Here is a 21,485-nt window from a genome sequence, read left to right on the forward strand (position 1 = left end):
CCGGTTTGTTAGGTTACATGCCGGGAATAATCTCGGCATCAGTTTCAGCAAACGCTATTTCTTGTTCAGCGAGATAGTCATCCCATGCCTGAGAATCCCAAATCTCAGCTCTATTGCCCGCCCCAATAAAGGCAAGCTCACCGGTAAGCGAAGCGTAAGAACGCAAAAGAGGCGGAATAGTGATGCGCCCCTGCTTATCAGGAACCTCATCAGAGGCACCCGAGAGGAACACGCGAATATAATCCCGACTGCTTTTCGACGCTACCGACGACTGGCGCAGCTGGCTGTGAATCCGCTCAAACTCTTCAAGAGTAAAAACATACAAACAGCGCTCTTGACCGCGCGTCAGCACTAGCCCCTGTTCAAACTTCTCGCGAAACTTCGCAGGCAACACCAGGCGTCCTTTAGCATCCAAACGGGGGTGGTAGGTTCCTAAGAACATACGCCTCACCCCTAGCGTTGAAAAAGAAGCACCAGCATAGATGTACTTACCGAAGATGCACTACTCACATCATCTAACCTCACCCACTTTACTCCACATTGCTCCCCCACCGCACCCAGAGTTCGTCATTTGAGGGTTTTTTAAGGTTTTTCACACCCCCTCATCACATAGCAAAGAGCACCCCACCATCTGCGGTGAAGTGCCCTGTCAAAGTTTTTGGAAGTTTTAGATAAAGGTTACTGCCCCCTACGGCGTTCGTCCCAGCGTCCTTCAAGGTTCTGCATAAAACGAGACTGCTTGGCAGCACCGGCAGTTTTTGCGGGGGTAGCTTTAGTTGTGGGCGCATCAGTGTGCGTGGTTGCACCATAAAGACCGGCGGCTGCGATGATAAACCCGAGAACCCCCACAATAATTAGCTTGGTGGAGACACCTGCGATAACAACGCCCAAGCCCACCAGCACCACCAAGGCACCAATGGCTAAGTTACGCGGAGAGTAAGAAGGGGTGGTCGCAACTCCCGTTGCGGCTGAGCCACTGTTCATGGACTGCGCGAAGGTGGGATCGTCAGCCCCCAGCTGCTTCTCGAGTTGGTCAAGCAACCGTTGCTCGTGCTCTGATAACGGCATGTAGCCCTCCTTAGTGTATGGCGCAGTCGCACTGTAGATAATCATACCGTTCACGGCGTAATAACTGGCAAGTATGTTCTTTATGTGTTCTTTTTAAGTAAGGACGCAGGGCTAAGCCCCGCAACCCCAAATTTCTGGTGGATGGCGTCCATGGTATGCTCAGCGGCAGCCCAATCCACCGGCTCACGCTCGGGCGCGTCCGGCGAATCAAACAGGGCCCCCTGAATCCCGTGGTCGCGGTTATCGATTTTCTCAGCCCTCACGCCCACTAAACGTACCTTCATTCCTAGCGTCGGGCTGTCTTCTATCAGAATGTCACGGCGGTAAAGCTCAGTCACGATTGCTTCAAAAATAATGTGACCGGCGGCAGTGGGTTGAGGCAGGGGAACACTGCGGCTGACGGTATGAAAGTCTTGATGACGAATTTTTAGGGAGAGCGAGCGTGTTTGCCGATGGGCGGCGCGCAGTCGCGCCGCCACTTTGAGCGACAGGGCTAGGATTTCTTGTTTAAGTTCGTGAGCATCAGTGCAGTCGATGGCGAAGGTGTGTTCTGCGCCCATTGATTTTTCGTCACGATACGCGATGACCGGGCGCGGGTCTATGCCACGGGAGATGTTATAAAGGTGCGCCCCTGCCGCTGTACCAAACTTAGTTTGTAAGTAGTTGCGAGATTGGGCTCGCAGGTTAGCTACGGTGTACACTCCGATGCCTGCGAGTGCTTGCTGGGTTTTAGCCCCGACTCCCCAGAGTTTACTCACAGGCAGCGGGTCAAGAAATTCTTGGACGCGCGCGGGCGGCACCACCCACAGCCCGTTGGGTTTTGAACCGGTGGATGCCATTTTGGCGACGAATTTTGTGGAGGCGATGCCTGCTGAGGCTGGCAGATTCAACTCGGTAGCTATTCTCTGGCGAACGTTTTGGGCGGTAGTGACGGGGTCACCCAGTCTGTTGATGGTTGAGGTGAGGTCTACGAAGGCTTCATCCACGCTAACCTGTTCGACGCTGTCGGTGATATCGTGCAGAATCGCCATAATACGCGCCGAGTAGTCACGGTAGATGCGGGAGGGTTCAACAATGATTGCTTGCGGGCTGAGATTTTTTGCGTGTGCCAGCGGCATTGCAGAACCCACGCCGTCCGCTCGTGCCTCGTATGAGGCTGAGAGCACCACCGAGCGCGTAGAGTTGCGCGCAACAATAATTTTTTCGCCGCGTAGGTGGGGTTTATCGAGTAATTCTACGTTGACAAAGAAGGCGTCCATATCAAGGTGCATAATGACACGCGCGGGGCGGGCATTCCCGCGGATTTTTTCACTCATAGCCCCCTCCCCCTCCAACCTCATTTCCACCATTTATCGAATATATATTCGATAATAATGGGTGTGCGAGCAAAAGGAAAGAGTAAGCGAGGTGCCTGATTAGTCTTTGATGGAATGTTGGGCATACCGCGGTGTGTACCATAGGCTATGGACAAGCTCACCGGCTTTACCTTCACACTTTTCCAAGGAGTATCATGGGTGTTTCATCGCACGACGGGCAGTCAGCGCACGCCGCTATCACCGCCGAACAGAAGACCTTTCTGACGGCTCTTGAAGACGATATGATCTCTTTTTTCGAGGAACAAAAAGCGGTACTCGCAGAGGTTTCGGAGGAGTCGCTGCCCTTGCTCGATTCTATTCGTGAGCTTTCTACCGGTGGCAAGCGCCTACGTGCCCTTTTGGCTTACTGGGGTTGGCGTGGTGCCGGCGGCGCAGCCAATGCACCCGACATTGTGCGGGCAGGCGTTGCCATTGAGCTGTTTCAATCAGCGGCTTTGATTCACGATGACATCATTGATAATTCAGATACCCGCCGCGGTGCCCCTGCGGTACACAAGCGTTTTGAATCCATGCACGCGCGTGAAAGTTGGCAGCACGATGGCAGGCAGTACGGTATAGCCAGCGCCATTTTGACCGGGGATTTGTGCCTAGCAATGTCTGAAACAGCGTTTTCTTCTATCGGCGAGCGTGCCGCATGGGGTACCCAGGCGCGACGGATTTTTGATGTGATGCGCGCCGAAGTCATGGCTGGTCAGTACCTCGATGTTTTGAACGAGGTTGTCACCTCTGAAAACCACGAGCAGGCGCTCGAACGAGCCCAGCGCGTTATTCGTTATAAGTCAGCAAAATATTCGTGTGAGCACCCATTGGCAATCGGTGGGGCTCTTGCAGAGTCTTTGCGCGGTAACGCTGTGTCTGAACGAATTTCTGCCTACCGCGCTTTTGCCCTGCCGCTGGGCGAGGGCTTTCAGATGCGCGATGATGTGTTGGGTGTTTTCGGGGAACCCGAAGTAACCGGCAAACCTGCCGGGGACGATTTGCGTGAGGGCAAGCGCACTGTTCTCACTGCCCTTACCGAACAAGCAGTTGATGACCAGGCACGCGCTTTCCTTAATGCGTCCTTAGGTCACCAGAATCTCAGTGACGCCGATATTACCCGGATGCAGGCACTCATTGCAGATTCAGGTGCCCTAGCACGTGTTGAAGAGATGATTGAGGGTAAGCGCGCCCATGTTCAGGACGCGCTGGCGCAGCTACCGGTAAACGAGCAGGTCAAAACGGCTCTCAGTACCATTGCCGCGAAAGCCTTGCACAGGCTCTCCTAGCTCTTCTTAGGCACTATGCCTTTCAAAGCTCTATAAAAACTGTTGGCTGCCTTCATACGTGAAAGGCAGCCAACAGCTTTTAATCTTCAGGTAGTCTTTTACCAGGCAAGTGCCTGGGCGCGACGGCGAATTTCGGTCTTGCGACCGTCAACGAGAGCGTCGATAGGACGACCGGGCAGTGATTCATCTTCGGTGTAGAGCCACTTGATAGATTCTTCTTCGGTAAAACCGGAATCTTTAAGCACCTGCAAAGTGCCGGGCAGAGGCTCCAGGACGCGATCCTCGCCTACAAAAAGCGCGGGAACTTTGCGGACCTTCGTTTCGGGGTCACGCAGGGCAATCAGTTGCCCCTCATTAATAAGAGCGTGTACGCGGGTTACTTTAATATCGAGTGCTTCGGCAATATCGGGCAGGGTAGTCCATTCGCCCACGAGTTCAAACAGTTCAACAGTATTTTCATTCACATCACTAGTCTCGCAGATATTTGGGGCGAACGCAGTCTTTTCACGCTATATGGTGCGGTGATATTGCTTGTATCTTAGGCGGAGGTAGCTAGAACTTGTGTGCCCTGATGATTTAGGCTGGTGGGTACGATGACACACGATAAGGCTTCTGAGGCGTGGCTGACCGGCGCCATTTTTTCTGGTCACTATGAGCTGGGTTCGCTCATTGCCCGCGGTGGTATGGCTGAGGTTTATCACGGGGTTGATTTATGGTCGAATAACCCCGTGGCGGTGAAGGTGCTTTTGCCGCAGTTCACCAATGATGTTTCTGTGCAGCAAAAGTTCTTTCGTGAAGAGAGGTCTTTACGGCAGGTGCGCCATGGGGCGGTAGTAAGCGTGATTGATTCCGGTACCGATCGATGGGCTGGTTCTGAACTGATGTTCTTAGTACTGGAGTACGTGCATGGTTGCACTCTTCACCAGTTACTCAGGGTGCGTCCTGTGCTGTCAGTGGCTGAGGCTCTTGAGGTGATGCTGCCAATTGTTGAGGGGCTTTCTGAGGTGCATGCGCTCTCGCTGATACACCGCGATATCAAGCCGGGAAACGTCCTTATGTCTTCTGAAACGGAAAGCGTCAAAATCGCTGATTTTGGTCTAACCCGCCGCACCGACCAGTCGTGGACGGGCTCGCTTATGGGCACTCCGCCCTACGTTGCCCCTGAAATTGTGAGCAGTCAGGGTACGGTCAGCGCGCGCAGTGATATTTTTGCCCTCGGCATTATGCTCTACCGTATGCTCTCAGGACGCCTACCTTTTGGTGGTATGGATGACCAGCAGGTTCTTTACAACAACGTCCACACCGAGTTACCCGAGATCACCCGCTACGCCCCCGACTTACCCCGCGATATTGTGGGCATCATCAAATGGTGTACCCGCAAAGATCCGCAGGCACGACCGGAAAATGCTACCGAACTTTTCACCACGCTCAGCGATATCGCTCAGAGCCTGAGCGAGAGCGAATTAGAGTACTGTGCATCTCGTTCCCCCCATGACCTGCCACTGTGGGAGGCTGTTGAGCACATTGCGGAGCTTTCCGGGGCTAACGAGGTAGCAGCGCGCAGACCCATCACCGCCTTTTCGGCTGCCGATGATTTAGAAGATGATGGGCTGTGGGAGCAGACCCTAGCAGAAGAAACCGAGGGGTCTCCCGTAGCGCTGGATATGGTGGATGCGCCAGATACTGAACCTGATGATGCCCCGGCAAAGCACCAACCTATTTCAGCGCAGAGTCCGCTTCACGGTGCCTACCGAGCGAACGAAGCCACTGCCAATGATCCACACCTGAGTGCTGAAAGCAACTGGCAGCAGGCGTCCGCTCCGAGTATCGACCCCCACCAAGTACCAGAGCCTTACCTACCTGCACCCAGCAGTATAAAAATAGCAACCGTGGGTATTGTTATCTTTCTTCTTCTCTTCTGCGCCAGCTTCTTAGGCTGGTGGCTCGCCACCGCTCTGCTCTCCTCAGCCCTCTGGCAAGGGTTTCTGTAACCGCACGGTAGGTCAAGGGGCTGGCGTCCGTTCTTACTTCGAGAACAGACACCAGCCCTTTGGCACATCATCGTTGAATAGCGGCTTAACGGCGCGAAAGGTATTCGGCTACTAAGAAGGCAATCTCTAACGACTGACGGTGGTTCAGACGGGGGTCGCAGAGGGTTTCGTAATGATCAGCGAAAGCGGCCTCGTCTACGGGGTCAGAGCCGCCCAAACACTCGGCAACATCGTCACCGGTCATCTCAACGTGAATACCGCCGGGGAATGATCCCAGTGCTTCGTGAACCTCGAAGAAGCCCTTGACTTCATCCACCACATCGTTGAAGCGACGGGTCTTGTAGCCGGAGGGCACCGAGATGGTGTTGCCGTGCATGGGGTCGGTGACCCACACCACCTTCGCTCCTTCTTTCTGCACGCCCTCTACGATTGCGGGCAGGTTCTCGCGAATCTTGGAGGCACCCATACGGGTGATGAAAGTCAATCGGCCCGGCTCGCGGTTGGGATCGAGCTTGTCAATCAGCGCCATCGCGTCGTCAGCAGTAGTGGTGGGTCCCAACTTGACGCCGATGGGGTTCTGCACCTTCGACAAGAAATTAACGTGTGCGTCTTCAAGACCGCGGGTACGCTCACCAATCCACAAGAAGTGACTGGATGTGCCGTAGGGCAAATTGGTGCGCGAATCAGTACGGGTCAGGGCACGTTCGTAATCGAGTAGCAGAGCCTCGTGACCGGTGTAAAGCTCGGTTGCTTTCAGCGCGTTGAAGTCAGCACCGCATGCGTCCATGAATTTGATGGCACGGTCAATCTCAGCAGCCAGCGACTCGTAACGGGAGTGGGCGGGATTAGAGGTAAAGCCCTTGTTCCAGTTGTGTACCGAACGAAGATCAGCGAAGCCACCAGTGGTGAATGCGCGAATTAGGTTCAGGGTTGAGGCACTGGTGTGGTAGCCCTGCAGCATGCGCTTGGGGTCGTGGACGCGTGACTCAGCGGTGAAATCAAAACCATTGACCATTTCGCCTCGGAAAGACGGCAGGGTAACGCCATCGCGAGTTTCATCATTTGATGAGCGCGGCTTCGAGAACTGCCCCGCCATGCGCCCCATCTTAACAACTGGCATGGAAGCACCGTAGGTTAGTACTACTGCCATCTGCAGCAGGGTCTTCACGCGGGCTGAAATCTTATCGGCAGTGGCACCGTCGAATGTCTCGGCGCAGTCACCGCCCTGCAACAAAAAGGCTTTACCCTCGGCAACATCTGCAAGACTGCGACGCATACGGTCTACTTCACCGGCAAAAACCAGCGGAGGCAGAGTCTCTAGCTCATTGAGCGTGGGTACAAAATCAGGGTGTTCAGCCCACTGGGGGTGCTGGTCAATTTTAAGCGAGCGCCACTCATCGAGGTTAGAGGTCGTTGTGGCTGTATCAGCGTTGGTCATGAGAGGTTCGCTTTCTACACGTGAGGGGATTGTTTTCTCTTACCTACCGCCCATTGTAGGGAGCATGAGGGTAGGTTCGTTCTTCTGTTTCAGATAATGACACTGAATGTGGTGTTTTAGTGCTGTTGCAAGGTTTCCACCGCTTCTTCGGCGGTGATGTTCCTTTCTTTCATCAGGGCTTTGACATCGCTGGCGTAGACCGGTACGTATTCTTGGTCGGTGATTTTCTGGATTTCGTGCAGGATCAGGTCTGATACTTCGCGCAGGGTCTCATAAGAATCAGCGGTGTCGTAGTAGGGGCTCAGATCGATAGGGGCACCAATGACGGTTTTGACGGTGATTTTCTTGCCGTTTTTACGCCACTGAATTTTGTTGCTACCTAGGGGCTGAACGTCGTCATTACCCATTTGCCCCACGGGTATAACGGGGACGCGGGCGGCAAGTGCAATACGGGCAACCCCCGTCTTGGCGCGGTAGATTCTGCCGTCGGGACTACGGGTGCCTTCGGGGTAAATACCGAGGAGTTTGCCTTCGCGCAGCACCTGGACTCCCTGTTCAACGGCGGCTGAGCTTCGTGTACCGCCGGAGCGGTTGATAGGAATTTGCCCCACGCCCGAGAAGAAAGCTTTCATCGCTTTGCCTTTAAGACCGCCGGTGGTGAAATAGTCGGCTTTAGCTAAATAGAACATCTGCCGGGGAACGGCAAGAGGCACAAAAATTGAGTCTAAAAAGGTGAGGTGGTTGCTGGCAAGGATTGCAGCAGAATGCTGAGGCACGTTCTCGAGGCCGGTAACCTCGTGACGGTAGAGCCTGCGCATGAGTGGGCCCAGCAGTACTTTTTTGAGTGCCATGTAAAGCATCGGTTTTCCCTCGTTACGTCTTTGTTCCGGTAGATGCCGTAGTCTTGGTGTTATTTTATCGTAGATAGAGCGGAGTATTTTCTCGGGTAGCGATACACAGTGACGTGTATCAAAACAGTGCAGTATTATCTACTGCAGATAGTTTTTGTTGGCACGCTCAAGGGATTAGCCCATGCACATTCACAGCACTCTTTCTCACGCGGGTGATTCCCCTGTGGGCGTGCTCGTACTGCACGGCTTTACCGGCTCCCCTTTCTCAGTGAGACCGGCAGCCGAATACTTCGCCGGTAAAAACCTTCACGTTGAGATGCCGCTCTTGCCCGGTCACGGGTCTTCGTGGCAGAACATGGCTGAAACGACCTATCACAACTGGGTTGAAGAAGTAGACCGTGCCTATTGGCGTTTGGCGCGCAGATGCTCCCACGTTTTTGTTTTTGGTTTATCGATGGGAGGCACCTTAGCGCTACATCTTGCTTCGCGTCGCGCCGTAGCGGGCATCGTAGTGGTGAATCCCTTCGTGCAAGACACTCAGCTTCTCATGCGCTGGGCGCGCTGGGTAGCTCCCTTTCGCGCGTCCGTCAACTCTATCGGCTCTGACATCAAAAAACCCGGGGTTAATGAGCACGCCTACGACAGCACCCCGGTCAAAAGCATCTACGAGCTACACAAACTCGGTCAAGAAGTACGCAGGAACATTGCTTCAATCACCGCACCGATACTCATCTTTCGCTCCGAAGATGACCACGTCATCGATAGCCGTTCGGTGAGTTACCTCAAAAATTACGCCCACAATAGTAAAACGGTACGACTATTTAATAGTTTTCATGTCGCAACGTTAGACTATGATGCACCACAAGTTTTTTCAGAGTCCTACGAGTTCATAGTTGAACTCACCACCCATCATAACAACGAGGCTGTATCAGATGAAAACAATTAATTCTCCGGAAGTTGTTACAGTTGACCCGAACAATAACATCACCGATATGGTTGAGCGCAGGGCTCAAGATTCTTCTAATCCTGTGGTTTACCGTGTGCAGAAGTCTCCGGGTAATTGGCAGGACGTTCGCGCAACGGTTTTCCGCCGCCAGGTGATGGACGTTGCCAAGGGTCTGATTGCCTTGGGCGTTGAGGCAGGCGACCGTGTAGGTATTATGAGCCGCACCCGTTATGAATGGACCCTGTGTGACTTCGCAATCTGGTACGCAGGTGCTGTCTCTGTGCCTGTCTATGAGACGTCCTCACCTGCCCAGGCGGCGTGGGCGCTTTCTCATTCTGGCACCAAGGTAATTATCGTTGAGAACGCTGAAAACGCCGCCGTTATTGATCAGGCACGCGAGATCAAAGAAACTGATTTAGCAGCTCTGGAATCTGTACTTGTGCTCGATGATGATGCGCTCGAAGCTCTGATTGAAGCAGGACGCGATATCACCGACGAAACTGTCGAGGAACGCCGCTCGGCAGCCTCCCTTGATGACGTTGCAACAATTGTCTACACCTCAGGCACCACCGGTCGCCCTAAAGGATGCCCAATTTCGCACGGTAATTTTGTGCGTCTGAGCGCTAACTCCAAGGCAACTATTCCTGAGATTGCTAATGAAAGCCACTCACTGATTATCTTCTTGCCGCTGGCTCACGTCTTGGCGCGTCTCATTCAGGTGCTCGCTTTTGATGCCGGCCTAACGGTTGGGCACAGCCCCAATATCAAGTCTTTGGCAAGTGACCTCGATAGCTTCAAGCCCACTGTGCTGCTGGTGGTTCCCCGCGTCTTTGAGAAAATCTTTGAGGGCGCTACCAAGAAGGCAGAAAAGGGTGGCAAACTCAACGCCAAGCTCTTCAACCGCAGTATTGATGTCGCTATTCGCTGGTCTAAAGCGAAAATTGCGGGCAACGTTCCCCCGCTTCTTGAGATGCAGTACCGCTTCTACCAGAAGCTGGTCTATTCCAAGTTGCACAACGCAATGGGCGGCGCGGTTCAGTACGCCGTCTCAGGCGGCGGGCGCCTTGCTCCGCGTTTAGGTCATTTCTACCACGCCGTAGGCATCGAGGTAGTAGAGGGTTACGGTCTTACCGAAACCACCGCCCCTCTGGCAGTGGGACGCATCCGAGATTTCTCCGTGGGCAACGTGGGCACGCTCATTCCCGGCACACGAGTGCGCCTAGCTGAAGACGGCGAACTCGAAATGCAAGGTGTTGGTCTCTTCGATGGCTACCTCGACAACGAGGAAGAGAACGCTCTCTCCTTCACCGAGGACGGCTGGTTTAAGACCGGTGACCTGGTAGAAATCGATGGGAAGAACCGTCTCACCATTGTGGGTCGCAAGAAAGAAATTATTGTGACCGCCGGTGGTAAAAACGTGGTGCCCACCCCAGCAGAGGAACACATCCGTACTTCCCCGCTAGTTAGCCAGGCAATGCTGGTTGGCGACGAGAAGCCCTTTATTGCGGCTCTGATTACCCTTGACCCCGAGGTGCTCCCCGATGAGTTGGAGCACCTGGGCTTGCCACGCACGCTGACCCCCAAGGAGGCGTCCACGAACCCGCGCGTCCGCGAATCTATTCAGCGTTTTATTGACGAGGCAAACGCTTTCGTGTCGAAGGCTGAATCTATCAGAGAATTCCGTATTACCGATAAAGATTTCACCGAAGCAGAAGGACATTTGACTCCGTCCATGAAAATCCGTCGCCCCCAAGTCATGCAGGATTTCAGCGCATACGTTGAAGATATCTACAACCGCACCCTCGAGTCAGTACAAGAGCAGGGTGAAAAGTTCCAGGCTTACCGAGCCGAAAAATCAGAGAAGTTTGAAGCCTACCGCGCTGAGCAGTCAGAGAAGTTCGAGGCGTTCAAAGCAGAATCAGCTGAGAAACTGCACGAGCTGGGCGAGAAAGTACAGAAGTACTCACCCATCCATGGCAAGCACTCAGCAGAAGATGCCGATGAGTCCACGGATGAAGCTATTGAGGTAGCTGGCACCGAGTGGGTTGTGGTCGATGAGGACGAAGCTGCTGCAGCTGGTCTCTTGGTCGAAGAGCCCGAGGACGCGGTGGATCAGGCGGCTGAACCCGCACCGACCGCCTCAAAGATTGAGCTGGTACCCGGCATCGTGGGTGTCGTTCCTCTAAAGGTTGATACCTCTAAGAAGGTCATCACGCCTAAGACCATCGCTAAGGCAACTGAAGAAGCTGTCAAAACTCTTGAGAAGGAAGCCGAAGCAGCCGATCAGCAGGCTGAGGGCGCAGAACTGAAGGTTCAGGTAGCTGAACAGAAAACTGAAGCCAAGGAACCCAAGGTGGAGATAGCGCAGCAGGATCCCGAATCTGAAGAGGATGCTTTGCTGGTTACTCAGACCTCACCTGCTACTGCTTCTTTGATTAAAGAACCTCTCGATGAGAGCACCGATTTTGATCAGCAGCCCGTAGCTGAGGGGTAGGAGTCACAGCAGAGCAAGCCGAAAATCGGGAAGGCTCCTAAGAACTAGTTTTTCGTAAGACTAGCTTAGCGGGGGTGAACGCCATCTGGCGTTCACCCCCGCTTTTGCGTACCCTGCAGAGCTTTCTTTGGTTCCGAGTATTCTCTGCTGTTAATAAGTATGCGAAATATTACCGGTCATAACCTCTTACCTGTTTTCGATCCTTGCTGCTGTGGATATATTACCGAATAGAAACATAGGGATTGTTGTCTACTCAAGAAACTTAAAACAAACGAAACAATGGGGATTTCACCACAATGACTAAAAACGTTTCACGTCTAACCGTGGTGACAGGTGCTGTATAGGCAGCACCCGCCATACCGGCATACGCAGTAAGCCAGTGCGCACCGAAGCTGAATTTGTATTCGGATATCATCTACAAATGGGGCGCTACCACAACTGCCCCTGCGACTACAGCCACCGCTGAACATGGCATCAACTTCTATGGCGGTATTGGTTTCAATAACTTCCCGTCTGATGCAGTGATTGAAGATATTAAAATCACCTTCACTATCGAAGCTCGCAATACGGCGGCGGTGCCTACGGTCCCGCTAACCGCAAGTCAAGCACTTATGACCGCAACTTGTGTGCAACCGCAGACGGCAGAATTACTGGTGGTTGCCGCAGGACTTATTCAAGCTCGTCAACGGCTCCTTTCAAAAGTTGCGGGGTCTTCTAGTGCCTCACCGCGAACTGGATTGACTACAGGCTACACCTCTTTACCAAGATCCGTGAGACAACCGTCCAGGGTGTTCCTAGGCTTGCTCCTTTCGCCCAAAAGCATGGCAGTACACCCCGCCTTCGGAAGTTCATTACCCCTTGGTCTTCAGGCAGCACGCGCTGAACAGTACATTGCTGTTGAAACTACCGCTGCTGCTGTTTACCGTTCACGGGGCAGACCTTAACACCTTCGACGATCTGGTGGAATAGCAAGACCCGGCAGAGCACTCCCCGCGTCTTCTAATCAGTCATGCTGATGCATTGATAAAAAGTCGCCGTTTACGTTGACAACGTAACCGGCGACTTTTTGCCTATAGACTGTTTGACTAGTTTTTAGTGTTCAGTTTCCAGACCCAAGAGTGCGTTCTCTACGACTTCCGCGAGCGCGGGGTGAATCCAGTATTGGCCGCGTGCCATCTGGTGGGCAGGCAGTCCAAACTGCATGGCTTGAATAAGGGGCTGAATGAGGTTGGAAGCTTCCTCCCCCATGATGTGCGCGCCGAGTAATTCGCCGGTTTCTTTATTCGCCAGCAGTTTCACGAAGCCGACGGAATCTTCCATTGCCCAGCCGTAGGCTACATCGCCGATGTGTTGTACCTTCACGGCAAGTTCGAAGCCCTCGCGTTCGGCAAGCTCACAGGCGTCCTTCTCTACCAAGCCAACCTGCGCAATCTGCGGGTGAGTGAAGACCGCCGCAGGTACATAACGGCTGTCAGTTGCGCGTAGGGCATCGGGATGGGTCAAGTTGTGCTGCACGGTGCGCGCCTCAGCGTTGGCTACGTGCTTAAGCTGATAGGGTGAGCTCACATCTCCTAGGGCAAAGACGCCCTCAACGACCTCATCATTTTTCAGGACGCGCTGCTGGGCATCCACCGCAACCAAACCGCTCTGATCATCCACGTCGAAGAACTTCTCTGCGCTCAAAGTGTCGCTGTTAGGTTTACGACCGGTAGCCACCAGCACCAGGTCGGTCTCTACCTCAGCTCTCTCTCCCTCGTGGTCGAAGACCACTACAGCAGAACCGTCTGCCTGTTCACGGATTTCAGTCAGGGCATGGTTCAGGCGCAGATCCCACTGTTTCGCCGCCTGTTCAGCGAACTTCTCGGAAACCTCTGCATCTGCCTTACGCAGGAGCACGTCGGAGCGGTTAGCCTGAATCACCTGCGAGCCCAACCCGTTGAACACGTGAGCGAATTCAGCGGCAATAAAGCCGCCACCAATAACCACGACGCGGGCGGGCAAATCATCAATGCGCATGACGGTGTCTGAGGTGTGGACGTTCGGACCGTCGATACCGGGCACATCGGGCAGAACAGAACGTGAGCCTGTAGCAATCACAATCTGCGGCGAGGTAAGTTGCTTGCCTGATTCGGTTTCAAGGGTGTGGGTATCAATGAAATGAGCGTACTCTTCAAAGAGGGTGACGTTGCCCAGCCCCGCGCGGTAATCGCGTCCACCGGCTGAGATAGCGTCAATACGAGCGAAAATGCGGTCACGCATAGCAGACCAATCAACGTCAGTAACCTCGCCCTTGATACCCAGGTGCTCATGGGTTCTAATATTGTGCCCCAGGGTTGCCGGGTAAACATACTGTTTGGTGGGAATGCACCCAAAGTTCAGGCAAGTACCGCCGAAGGTGCCACCGTCAATAATAGCTACCTTTTTGTTATCCCATTCCTCGTTAATAATTGAGTTGCCAGAACCCGAGCCAATAATAATGAGATCAAATTCTTGAATAGTCATCGCTGCCTTTCATCTATGTTTTTCTCCACTCTACCAACGGTGGCAAGCCCCGTTTTGTTCTCGGTATCTTCCAATTGTCTAGGAGCGCTCGGTAGATTGTGGGTTTAGAGACCCTTAATCAATTGAGAGAGGTCTATCCTCAGCCGGCATGAAGACTTCATGCGCTCCCCTATCGCTCGCTTGCGGCACTTGGCATCTTGTACTGGCTTCTGAAGTACTTTTCTTTTGAGAACCACACAGGTAATCACAAAACTAAAGTATCTTTCAACGCACCCATCTCAATGGCGTTCAGCCAGTTTCGCGCGCATAAAAAGCCCGGTGTGCGCGTCCTTCTCCACAAGGAGAAGCACGCCACCCACCGGGCTGACTTTTACCAGAGGTGCCCTAGACTAGTCGGTCTTGACCACAATCAGCAGGTCACCACCCTGTACGTTGGAGACCTCGTTGTAAACAACGCGCTCTACCGTACCGGCGACCGGTGAGGTGATGGAGGCTTCCATCTTCATAGCCTCGATGGTCGCGATCTGATCGCCCACCTCAATAGTGTCACCGACCTTAGCGGTGATGGTAACGCCACCGGCAAAGGGTGCAGCAACGTGTGAGGGATTAGCGGGATCCGCCTTCTCAGCGGTCTTCACGTTGGATTCCACTGAGTTATCACGAACCTCAACGGTACGTGACTGACCGTTGAGAGTACAGATGACCTGACGGATACCCTTCTCATCGGGCTCTGAAATTGCCTGCAAGGTTGCAATCAGACGCACCCCCCTACCCAATGAGATGACGTGCTCGCGGTTTTCCATCATGCCGTAAAGGAAATCACGGGTGTGCAGGATAGAGACGTCACCGAATTCTTCGCGCACTGCCTCAAACTCGCGAGTGGGTGCGGGGAAGAGCAAACGGTTGAGGGTTGCACGGCGGGTTGCCGGGTCTCCTGCCAGCGCTTGCGCGTCCTCGTCCGAAATGTCCTTAATAGTGGGTTTAGCCAGTGTGCGCCCCTCCAAAGCACGGGTGCGGAAAGGCTCAGGCCAACCAGCGGGCGGGGTACCCAGCTCACCATTGAGGAACCCAATCACAGAATCGGGGATGTCGAAGGTCTGCGGATCCTTCTCGAAGTCCTCGGGGGTCACGCCCATACCCACCAGCTGCAGGGCAAGGTCACCCACAACCTTGGATGAGGGGGTTACCTTCACGATATGACCCAGCATCCTATCGGCTGCCGCGTACATATCTTCAATCGCCTCAAAGCGGTCACCCAGCCCCAGAGCGGTTGCCTGCGCACGCAGGTTCGAGAGCTGACCACCGGGAATCTCGTGGTTGTATACGCGACCGGTCGGTGAGTTCAGACCCATCTCGAAAGGCTTGTAAATCGCACGCACTGCCTCCCAGTAGGGCTCCATCGCCAGCACTGCGTCCATATCAACCTCGGGAGCACGCTCAGTACCGTCAAGCGACGCTAAGAAAGCTGAGAAAGAGGGCTGTGAGGTGGTGCCCCCCATTGAAGCGGTTGCGACGTCTACCGCGTCCACACCAGCCTCAACCGCAGCAACCAGGGTTGCTATCTGACCACCAGCGGTGTCATGGGTATGCAAGTGAACCGGCAAATCAAAACGATCACGCAGGGCGGTCACCAGGCGGCGGGCTGCCTCAGGACGCAGCAGACCAGCCATGTCTTTAATCGCCAGAATGTGCGCGCCGGCGTCCACGATCTGCTGGGCAAGATCCAGGTAGTAGTCGAGGGTATACACCTTCTCGTTGTCGTCCAGCAGGTTACCGGTGTAGCACATCGCAACTTCGGCAACCGCAGTGCCGGTCTTACGCACAGCCTCGATGGCGGGAGTCATCTGCGATATGTCGTTAAGAGCATCGAAGATACGGAAGATATCAACGCCGGTAGCAGCTGCTTCAGCAACAAAAGCGTCGGTTACTTCGGTGGGGTACGGGGTGTAGCCCACGGTGTTGCGACCGCGCAGCAGCATCTGAATCGGCACGTTCGGCATTGCCTTACGCAGGTGCGCCAGGCGCTCCCAGGGATCTTCTGAGAGGAAGCGCAGAGCAACATCGTAGGTTGCACCGCCCCATGCCTCAATCGAGAAAATATTGGGGGTGGTGTGAGCAACTGCGGGCGCAGCTGCCAGCAGGTCACGGGTGCGGACGCGGGTGGCAAGAATAGACTGGTGCGCATCGCGGAAGGTGGTGTCGGTAACCGCTACGGGCTTGTAGTTGCGCAGGTAGCGGGCAAAACCGTCCGGCCCTAACTCTTGCAGCTTCTGACGCCAACCTGCCGGAGGCTCATGCTCTGATGCGTCAAAGGGGGTGCGGAATGGTTCTTCTTGCTTATCCCCCGGAAAGCGCGGTAGTTTCTTGCGGGGATCAGGGCCCTCGATGCGCTCGCCGTTGGGCTGGTTGACAGTAACATTCGCAAGGTACTGGAGCGCTTTGGTGCCACGGTCAGCAGATGCCTTGGTATTGGTCAGCTCAGGGTGCTCATCAATAAAGGGGGTCGAGACATCGCCCGACTGGAAAATCTCGTTTTCCAACACAGCTTTGAGGAAGGGGATGTTGGTAGCGACGCCACGAATACGGAACTCTGCCAGCGCACGCTGAGCACGCTGCACGGCCGAGCGGAAATCGCGTCCGCGGCAGGTGAGCTTCACCAGCATGGAGTCGAAGTGCGGGGAAATCTGAGCACCGGTGTAGACCGTACCGCCGTCAAGGCGGATGCCTGAGCCACCTGCGGAGCGGTAGTATGACACTTTACCCACGTCAGGGCGGAAGCCATTCGCGGGGTCTTCGGTGGTGATACGGCATTGAAGGGCAGCACCGCGCACCTGCAACTCGTCCTGGCGAATATCCAAATCTTCTAGGCTCTCGCCAGAGGCAATACGCATCTGAGACTGCACCAAGTCAACGTCGGTGATTTCTTCGGTGACGGTGTGCTCCACCTGAATACGGGGGTTCATTTCGATGAAGACGTGCTGACCGGCGCGCTCACCGGCAGTATCAACCAAGAACTCTACGGTGCCGGCATTGACATAGCCCAGTTCTTTAGCGAAAGCGACCGCATCGCGGAAGAGTGCCTGGCGGATAGAATCGTCGAGGTTGGGTGCCGGAGCGATTTCAACGACCTTCTGGTGGCGACGTTGCAGGGAGCAGTCACGCTCAAAAAGGTGTACTACGTTGCCCTGGGAGTCGGCAAGAATCTGCACCTCGATGTGGCGAGGACGCAGCACAGCCTGCTCAAGGAAGACGGTAGGATCACCGAATGCTGTGTCTGCTTCGCGCATCGCAGCTTCCAAAGAGTCTTTGAGCGCTTCACGGGTTTCTACGCGGCGCATACCGCGACCGCCACCACCTGCAACAGCTTTCACGAAAATCGGGAAGCCAATCTTATCGGCTTCACCCAGCAGGTAGTCAACGTCCTTAGAAGGCTCTGAGGACGCGAGCACGGGAATACCTGCGCGGCGAGCCGCCTTGAGGGCTGCCACCTTATTACCGGCAAGTTCAAGAACCTCAGGGGGCGGCCCGATGAAGGTAATGCCGTTATCAGCCGCAGCTCGTGCCAGATCAGAGTTCTCTGAAAGAAAACCGTAACCGGGGTAAATAGCATCCGCGCCGGCTTCTTTGGCAACGCGAATGATTTCATCTACATCGAGGTAGGCGCGAACGGGATGCCCTTCCTCACCGATGGGGTAAGCCTCATCGGCTTGCTGACGGTGAATCGAGTGACGATCTTCGTAAGGAAAGACGCCGACCGTCTGGGCGCCTAACTCGTAGGCAGCGCGGTACGCCCTGATTGCGATTTCACCACGGTTTGCAACAAGAACCTTGTTAAACATGTTATTCCGTTTCTGTCTTGCCGCAGCTACGGTGCTGCGGTGCGACTTGCTTCCACTAATGTGTGAACTAGCACCAATATAGGCACAGGAAACCTAATTTTCATCATTTCGGTCCACTTTTGGGACGGGTCTTGTAATGACCTGTCTTTTATATGAGCGCCATCACCTAAGAATCTGATCTGCGCTTCATATAAAGTCTCTCTCTTCCCCATAAGAACACCCAAAATAAACTTCTCTACCACTCACAAATTTCTGTAGCATGAAGAAGTGCGCCTTGCGCCCTCTTTCGGGGCTTGCACGTTCTGGCCCATGATCTTGATCCGCACACGGACGCGTCCACTGTCTTGGCAACAAATAGTCACGAAGGTAACGAGATTGGGCAGGTACTGCTTGAGACTACGATGTAGCACTCAAAGATTCTTTGGCAACCTCTCCCTAGAGCGACTTTAGCGGTAACCTACCCGGTGCAGACCTAAAAGTTACTCGTGGCTCGGTCATGAGTGCGCGCATGAAGGCGCTGATCTACGCGCAGGCGCTCAACCGCCTGACCAATGAAATTGAAGTGGCTAACGATGAGACTGACCCAGAACAGGGGCAGGTTGCGACACCCTGGATCAAAAAGCTCTCCTGATGCCAACTGACGCATCCATCGGGCCATGAGAAACCCAAAAGCGGCGGTGCCACCAATTATTTCACTGGTGGCACCGCCGCTTTTTTCTAAAACTTTTTACATGCCCTGAGCTTTACGCGCTCGACGAGCTGAAAGCTCATCATGCACTTCCTCTTCAGTCAGCTGTGCAGTGGATTCGCCGGGCAGCTGCGAAAGGTTAATTTCTAGTTCGCGCCATACGCGACCAATGGCAATGCCAAAGACGCCCTGCCCTGCCTGAACCAAGTCAATGACCTCTGAGGCGCTGGTGCATTCGTAAACAGATGCGCCATCACTCATCAGGGTAATACCAGCAAGGTCTTCAACACCGCGGGTGCGCAGGTGGTCAACGGATGAACGAATCTGCTGAAGTGAAACGCCAGTATCGAGCAAACGCTTAACGATTTTTAGTACCAGAACATCGCGAAAGCTATAAAGACGCTGAGTTCCAGAACCTGACGCTGAGCGCACGGTCGGTTCTACAAGGTGGGTGCGTGCCCAGTAGTCCAATTGGCGGTAGGTGATACCGGCTGCTTTGCAGGCGGTCGGTCCGCGGTAGCCCAGGTTCTCATCAACCAAAGAAAGAGAATCGTTGAAAAGAACGCCCTGTTCGCCCTGAGGGGGCTGCTGAGGCATCACCTGGTCGAAACCCAGCAGGGGCTGGTCCATCGGCAACTCTGCCGCGCGAAGGTGTGCGGAGCTACGGTCTGACCCCTCTTGGGGATCAAGGGCTGAAAAATCTTTAGCCACGACAACATCCTTTCACACATGCGCGTACGTTCAATCCATCCTACTCGCTCACTACCAAAACCGTAGAATTGAGGGACTTAGTTAGCTTAAAACCTCACCGGGCTTTTGCTGCGTTTTAACACGCCTAAAAATTCATGTTTATCAGTGACTTGCACTGCCCCACCGCAGGCAGTGTGTGTTGGGCACACTTCAGCGCAGGGCAAGAGGCTACAACGCAACCGGCACACTCTTGCACCCGCCCTTGTGCTGAGAAAGCAGAGAAGAGAGCACTGATCGGCACCGTCTTTAGAGAAATTTATTCAGCAGCCGTCTACTCATAGGTAGGCATGGATGCAGCGACCAGGGTCATGTGCAGACGCAGACAAAGCTGAGCGATGTCTTGGGCACGCTCTGCAGCTTGAGCCCTTGAAGAGGCGTCCTTACGCAAGGCAAGAGGGGCTACGGCGGTCTCAATCAGTCCTACTTCGCGTTCGGCAGCTGATCTAAAAGAACGCAGGTGACGAGGCTGCAACCCGTGGCGCGTCAAATCTAAGCAGACCTGCACCACAACAACATCGTATTCGTCATACCCGGTTTCTGATTCACGAATCAAACCGTGGTTCAGCAACTCCCGCAGTAAGGGCAACTCAGCCCCGGTTTTTGCCGCTAGCTCTCGTAAAGAATAGGTACGCGCCGGATCGGCAGCGCCTTCCTTGGGTTCTGCGGCAGCTCCCCCGGTAGGTTCCTCATCGCTGTGAGCTTCAAGGTTCACCTCAGCAAAGGGCGAAGCTAAACGCCCAGCATCTACTGCCTCTAGCCGGTCTTTGATAACCTTCAGCGGCAGATACTGATCACGCTGCAATTCAAGAATGTACCGCAGGCGCTCCACATCATTCTGTGAGTACTTGCGGTACCCCGTGTTCGTACGCTGCGGAAAAACCAATCCCTTATCTTCGAGAAAGCGAATCTTTGAGGCACTGATCCCCGGAAAATCAGCGTCAAGCTGGCTCAGCACCTGACCAATCGTTTTGTTCTTGCGATCGCGTACTGAGCCCTCCACTTCCTCTGACTCTGCGAAGTTGTGCGGCATTATTGCTGCCCAAGCCCCAAGAAGAAGACAAAGTGGAACTTGCCGATGCGAATCTCATCGCCGTTCTTCAAAAATGCGTTATCAACGCGGTCACCATTGACGTAGGTGCCATTAAGTGAGTTCGCGTCGGTCAGGACGAAGGTACCTACGTTGGGAGTGAATACAGCGTGTTCACGCGAAACAGTAACATCATCGAGGAAGATTTCGCTGGTGGGCTTACGTCCGGCAACGATTGCCTTGTCTGCACCTGTTGCATCCTGCTCAACGGTTAGCAAGAAACGGGTGCCGGTTGTGTGCCCCTCAATGCCAATCAGCAGGGCTGAACCGGCAGGCAGGGTTGCAATGGTGTTCTGCTCTTCGGGTGAGAGAGAGTAGGAAGTGTTTTGCGCCGGGGAAGGAGTAAAACGAATCATCGAAAGAGTCGATGTAGCAGGGTGTGCATCGGGGTTCTGCACCATGAAGTTATTCCTTGAAAATAGAGAAACGAGAGTGTTCACCTTACAATTGGTCACGTTCAGGTAACGGACCCTTGTAAATAGTAACGATTCGGTAAACAGTGAATCAGTAGTTCAATCTTAGCCGGTGAGTTTCAAACTGACTAGCTTCTAGCACTTTTTTACTCGGTGCGCCGCTCTACCCTAAAAATTGAAGAGACGAGAAGAGCTCCACCACCGGTGGAGCCCTCCTTACACTGAGTCCTCAAGACCCCACCGAGTACCCGGAAGAGGTTTAAAAATTTTAGCGACTACTCAGCAATTTCACCTTCGTAATCACTTGCTGAGAGCAGAGAATCAATGTCGGCAGCGTTTGCAGGACGCAGCTCAATCAGCCAGCCCTCGCCGTAGGGGTCAGAGTTTACCAGTGCGGGGTCTGATTCAAGCGCGTCATTGATAGCAACAACTTCACCGGTGACGGGGCAGAAAAGATCTGAAACGCTCTTGGTGGACTCAATCTCACCGAAGGTTGCTTCAGCATCAAAAGTTTCGCCTGCCTCGGGCAGATCAACATAAACTACGTCACCCAGCGCGTCCTGCGCGTGGTCGGTAATCCCCACACGAACAGTGCCCTCTGCGGTGGGGCTAGCAACCCATTCGTGTTCAGCGGTGTACTTAAGGCCTGCGGGAATGTTGCTCATAATATGAGTCCTTTCAGTCACTTCTCGTGAAAGCTAACCCGTGTGTGAAAAGGGTTGAAAGCGGTAGTTCTAAGACTGTGGTTCAGTCTTATGTTTTCTAACATCTCACAGT

The 21,485-nt window shown here is 54.0% G+C and carries 18 protein-coding genes; 6 read left to right on the forward strand and 12 right to left on the reverse strand.

All coding sequences use genetic code 11. The annotated features are described in order from the left end of the window. Positions 1 to 13 precede the first annotated feature (13 nt). The 3 genes from mraZ to dinB all read right to left on the reverse strand — a co-directional run bounded on the left by mraZ (position 14) and on the right by dinB (position 2,384). Entirely contained in the window at positions 14 to 442 is a 429-nt protein-coding gene (gene mraZ, locus JR346_RS06645) for a division/cell wall cluster transcriptional repressor MraZ (protein ID WP_205482026.1), read from the reverse strand. Between the two features lie 236 nt (positions 443 to 678). Further along, the gene (locus tag JR346_RS06650) at positions 679 to 1,068 is read right to left on the reverse strand and encodes a DUF3040 domain-containing protein (protein WP_204876365.1); all 390 of its coding nucleotides are present in this window, start codon (positions 1,066 to 1,068) and stop codon (positions 679 to 681) included. Between the two features lie 80 nt (positions 1,069 to 1,148). Then, positions 1,149 to 2,384 (reverse strand): DNA polymerase IV, encoded by a 1,236-nt coding sequence (dinB, locus tag JR346_RS06655; protein ID WP_205482027.1) that lies wholly within the window; start codon positions 2,382 to 2,384, stop codon positions 1,149 to 1,151. 194 nt (positions 2,385 to 2,578) lie between these two features. Here dinB and JR346_RS06660 point away from each other — a divergent pair, with 194 nt between their 5' ends. Then, positions 2,579 to 3,709, forward strand: a complete 1,131-nt coding sequence (locus JR346_RS06660; protein ID WP_204876372.1) for a polyprenyl synthetase family protein — start codon at positions 2,579 to 2,581, stop codon at positions 3,707 to 3,709. A gap of 98 nt (positions 3,710 to 3,807) precedes the next feature. Here the strand turns inward: JR346_RS06660 and JR346_RS06665 are convergent, their stop codons facing one another. Then, positions 3,808 to 4,173: an Rv2175c family DNA-binding protein gene (locus JR346_RS06665; RefSeq protein ID WP_204876374.1), complete on the reverse strand. Its 366-nt coding sequence runs from the start codon at positions 4,171 to 4,173 to the stop codon at positions 3,808 to 3,810. A gap of 129 nt (positions 4,174 to 4,302) precedes the next feature. Between JR346_RS06665 and JR346_RS06670 the strand changes: the two genes are divergently transcribed. Then, on the forward strand, positions 4,303 to 5,700 hold the full coding sequence (locus tag JR346_RS06670) for a serine/threonine-protein kinase (RefSeq protein ID WP_205482028.1): 1,398 nt from the start codon (positions 4,303 to 4,305) through the stop codon (positions 5,698 to 5,700). An 85-nt stretch (positions 5,701 to 5,785) separates the two neighbouring features. On the opposite strand, the gene JR346_RS06675 is transcribed toward JR346_RS06670, so the two are convergent. Beyond that, a complete protein-coding gene (locus JR346_RS06675) occupies positions 5,786 to 7,138 on the reverse strand; it encodes a class II 3-deoxy-7-phosphoheptulonate synthase (protein ID WP_204876379.1) in 1,353 nt (450 codons plus the stop codon). A 116-nt stretch (positions 7,139 to 7,254) separates the two neighbouring features. Then, the gene (locus JR346_RS06680) at positions 7,255 to 7,989 is read right to left on the reverse strand and encodes a lysophospholipid acyltransferase family protein (protein ID WP_370592468.1); all 735 of its coding nucleotides are present in this window, start codon (positions 7,987 to 7,989) and stop codon (positions 7,255 to 7,257) included. Positions 7,990 to 8,170: 181 nt separating this feature from the next. On the opposite strand from JR346_RS06680, the gene JR346_RS06685 reads away from it, so the two are divergent. The 3 genes from JR346_RS06685 to JR346_RS06695 all read left to right on the forward strand — a co-directional run bounded on the left by JR346_RS06685 (position 8,171) and on the right by JR346_RS06695 (position 12,373). Next, entirely contained in the window at positions 8,171 to 8,935 is a 765-nt protein-coding gene (locus tag JR346_RS06685; RefSeq protein WP_204876382.1) for a carboxylesterase, read from the forward strand. Beyond that, positions 8,922 to 11,429 carry a long-chain fatty acid--CoA ligase gene (locus JR346_RS06690; RefSeq protein WP_205482029.1) on the forward strand — a complete coding sequence of 836 codons (2,508 nt, stop codon included), beginning with the start codon at positions 8,922 to 8,924 and terminating at the stop codon, positions 11,427 to 11,429. The genes JR346_RS06685 and JR346_RS06690 overlap by 14 nt, the downstream gene beginning before the upstream one ends. A 398-nt stretch (positions 11,430 to 11,827) precedes the next feature. Further along, positions 11,828 to 12,373, forward strand: coding sequence for a hypothetical protein (locus tag JR346_RS06695; RefSeq protein ID WP_205482030.1), 546 nt, complete (start codon positions 11,828 to 11,830; stop codon positions 12,371 to 12,373). A gap of 148 nt (positions 12,374 to 12,521) precedes the next feature. On the opposite strand, the gene JR346_RS06700 is transcribed toward JR346_RS06695, so the two are convergent. After that, positions 12,522 to 13,931 carry a mycothione reductase gene (locus JR346_RS06700; RefSeq protein ID WP_205482031.1) on the reverse strand — a complete coding sequence of 470 codons (1,410 nt, stop codon included), beginning with the start codon at positions 13,929 to 13,931 and terminating at the stop codon, positions 12,522 to 12,524. Between the two features lie 389 nt (positions 13,932 to 14,320). Beyond that, the gene (locus JR346_RS06705; RefSeq protein ID WP_205482032.1) at positions 14,321 to 17,770 is read right to left on the reverse strand and encodes a pyruvate carboxylase; all 3,450 of its coding nucleotides are present in this window, start codon (positions 17,768 to 17,770) and stop codon (positions 14,321 to 14,323) included. A gap of 508 nt (positions 17,771 to 18,278) precedes the next feature. Here JR346_RS06705 and JR346_RS10505 point away from each other — a divergent pair. Beyond that, positions 18,279 to 18,401, forward strand: coding sequence for a hypothetical protein (locus JR346_RS10505; protein ID WP_255521863.1), 123 nt, complete (start codon positions 18,279 to 18,281; stop codon positions 18,399 to 18,401). Between the two features lie 96 nt (positions 18,402 to 18,497). On the opposite strand, the gene JR346_RS06710 is transcribed toward JR346_RS10505, so the two are convergent. The 4 genes from JR346_RS06710 to gcvH all read right to left on the reverse strand — a co-directional run bounded on the left by JR346_RS06710 (position 18,498) and on the right by gcvH (position 21,373). Further along, positions 18,498 to 19,088 carry a MerR family transcriptional regulator gene (locus tag JR346_RS06710; protein ID WP_204876633.1) on the reverse strand — a complete coding sequence of 197 codons (591 nt, stop codon included), beginning with the start codon at positions 19,086 to 19,088 and terminating at the stop codon, positions 18,498 to 18,500. 391 nt (positions 19,089 to 19,479) lie between these two features. After that, positions 19,480 to 20,238 (reverse strand): MerR family transcriptional regulator, encoded by a 759-nt coding sequence (locus JR346_RS06715; RefSeq protein ID WP_204876409.1) that lies wholly within the window; start codon positions 20,236 to 20,238, stop codon positions 19,480 to 19,482. Continuing rightward, positions 20,238 to 20,696, reverse strand: a complete 459-nt coding sequence (locus tag JR346_RS06720; protein WP_204876410.1) for an FHA domain-containing protein — start codon at positions 20,694 to 20,696, stop codon at positions 20,238 to 20,240. Before JR346_RS06720 ends, JR346_RS06715 begins: the two co-directional genes overlap by 1 nt. 287 nt (positions 20,697 to 20,983) lie before the next feature. Beyond that, a complete protein-coding gene (gene gcvH, locus JR346_RS06725; RefSeq protein WP_205482033.1) occupies positions 20,984 to 21,373 on the reverse strand; it encodes a glycine cleavage system protein GcvH in 390 nt (129 codons plus the stop codon). Positions 21,374 to 21,485: the final 112 nt, after the last annotated feature.

The organism is Rothia sp. ZJ932 (assembly GCF_016924835.1).
Lineage (GTDB): Bacteria > Actinomycetota > Actinomycetes > Actinomycetales > Micrococcaceae > Rothia.

Excerpts from the sequence above, each read along its gene's own strand:
- mraZ (WP_205482026.1), bottom strand. The coding sequence starts at position 442 with ATGTTCTTAGGAACCTACCACCCCCGTTTGGATGCTAAAGGACGCCTG.
- JR346_RS06650 (WP_204876365.1), bottom strand. The coding sequence starts at position 1,068 with ATGCCGTTATCAGAGCACGAGCAACGGTTGCTTGACCAACTCGAGAAG.
- dinB (WP_205482027.1), bottom strand. The coding sequence starts at position 2,384 with ATGAGTGAAAAAATCCGCGGGAATGCCCGCCCCGCGCGTGTCATTATG.
- JR346_RS06660 (WP_204876372.1), top strand. The coding sequence starts at position 2,579 with ATGGGTGTTTCATCGCACGACGGGCAGTCAGCGCACGCCGCTATCACC.
- JR346_RS06670 (WP_205482028.1), top strand. The coding sequence starts at position 4,303 with ATGACACACGATAAGGCTTCTGAGGCGTGGCTGACCGGCGCCATTTTT.
- JR346_RS06675 (WP_204876379.1), bottom strand. The coding sequence starts at position 7,138 with ATGACCAACGCTGATACAGCCACAACGACCTCTAACCTCGATGAGTGG.
- JR346_RS06680 (WP_370592468.1), bottom strand. The coding sequence starts at position 7,989 with ATGGCACTCAAAAAAGTACTGCTGGGCCCACTCATGCGCAGGCTCTAC.
- JR346_RS06685 (WP_204876382.1), top strand. The coding sequence starts at position 8,171 with ATGCACATTCACAGCACTCTTTCTCACGCGGGTGATTCCCCTGTGGGC.
- JR346_RS06690 (WP_205482029.1), top strand. The coding sequence starts at position 8,922 with ATGAAAACAATTAATTCTCCGGAAGTTGTTACAGTTGACCCGAACAAT.
- JR346_RS06700 (WP_205482031.1), bottom strand. The coding sequence starts at position 13,931 with ATGACTATTCAAGAATTTGATCTCATTATTATTGGCTCGGGTTCTGGC.
- JR346_RS06705 (WP_205482032.1), bottom strand. The coding sequence starts at position 17,770 with ATGTTTAACAAGGTTCTTGTTGCAAACCGTGGTGAAATCGCAATCAGG.
- JR346_RS10505 (WP_255521863.1), top strand. The coding sequence starts at position 18,279 with ATGAAGGCGCTGATCTACGCGCAGGCGCTCAACCGCCTGACCAATGAA.
- JR346_RS06710 (WP_204876633.1), bottom strand. The coding sequence starts at position 19,088 with ATGGACCAGCCCCTGCTGGGTTTCGACCAGGTGATGCCTCAGCAGCCC.
- JR346_RS06715 (WP_204876409.1), bottom strand. The coding sequence starts at position 20,238 with ATGCCGCACAACTTCGCAGAGTCAGAGGAAGTGGAGGGCTCAGTACGC.
- JR346_RS06720 (WP_204876410.1), bottom strand. The coding sequence starts at position 20,696 with ATGGTGCAGAACCCCGATGCACACCCTGCTACATCGACTCTTTCGATG.
- gcvH (WP_205482033.1), bottom strand. The coding sequence starts at position 21,373 with ATGAGCAACATTCCCGCAGGCCTTAAGTACACCGCTGAACACGAATGG.